This window comes from Streptomyces sp. HSW2009 (assembly GCF_040240285.1).
Lineage (GTDB): Bacteria > Actinomycetota > Actinomycetes > Streptomycetales > Streptomycetaceae > Streptomyces.
In genome coordinates this window covers 1-341 of record NZ_JBEHZD010001195.1, presented here as the reverse complement: position 1 = coordinate 341, position 341 = coordinate 1, and the positions used below count along the sequence as shown (strand labels likewise).

General features: G+C 68.0%; 1 protein-coding gene. It reads right to left on the bottom strand.

All coding sequences use genetic code 11. The features are described from left to right. The coding region (locus AAHZ94_RS35175) for a class I tRNA ligase family protein (protein ID WP_349997702.1) at positions 1-341 on the bottom strand (341 nt) is incomplete at both ends.

Genomic DNA, 341 nt, shown 5'->3' with positions numbered 1-341 from the left:
CAGACGCGTTCGGTGATGAACGGGGTGAGGGGGGCCATGAGTTGGGTGACGGTCTGGAGGGCCTCGTGCAGGGTGCGCAGCGCTGCGGGGTCGCCTTGCCAGAAGCGGCGGCGGGAGCGGCGTACGTACCAGTTGGACAGGTTGTCCACGAAGACCGAGAGGAGTTTGCCCGCGCGCTGCGTGTCGTAGTTCTCCAGGGACCGGGTGACCTCGTCGGTCAGTGTGTGGAGTTCGCTGAGCAGCCAGCGGTCCAGGATCGGCCGCTGGGTGGGTGTGGGGTCGGTGGGGGTGGGGGTCCAGTGGGTGGTGCGGGCGTAGAGGGCTTGGAAGGCGACGGTGTT